At 27.9% G+C, this 495-nt stretch carries 1 pseudogene; it reads right to left on the reverse strand.

The annotated features are described in order from the left end of the window. Positions 1–272: 272 nt before the first annotated feature. Positions 273–495, reverse strand: a pseudogene (locus FJR05_RS27055) (IS1634 family transposase); the annotation flags it as partial.

Here is a 495-nt window from a genome sequence, read left to right on the forward strand (position 1 = left end):
TATTGATATTTTTGAAAAATCCCAGCCAGGAAAATTTTATTTACCTAATTTTTCTGGTTGAGTTTAACTTTATCTACCAAAAAATAGAGAATATTACCGAAATTAATTTCGCTAGGTTTTAAAATAGATTCTCTCTCTCAATTAAATTAGTCATTTCGGCTTAAATAAACATGGCAATTACAGCAAAAAATATTTTTACTCTTTGCTAAAAATTTCTATTTACTAATTTTATCGATAACTATCTACATCTTTTTCGGTCAAATAAACTCTCATCAAATAATTAGATAATATTTACTACAACTCTTTCCTAAATACCTGACAATCTTTTCACGTTCCTCCGTTAAATTGCTCATTTGTTTTTGTCCATTTATGATTACCAAATGTACAGCCTGGAACATCTGAAATACCCACCTCATTGTCGGTTTATTTGTGATTTTATTGACTTGATTTCTAATCCCATCATCAAATTTAGCTAATTCTTGCCTTAATTTTCTT

The organism is Dolichospermum sp. UHCC 0259, from assembly GCF_009711935.1.
Lineage (GTDB): Bacteria > Cyanobacteriota > Cyanobacteriia > Cyanobacteriales > Nostocaceae > Dolichospermum.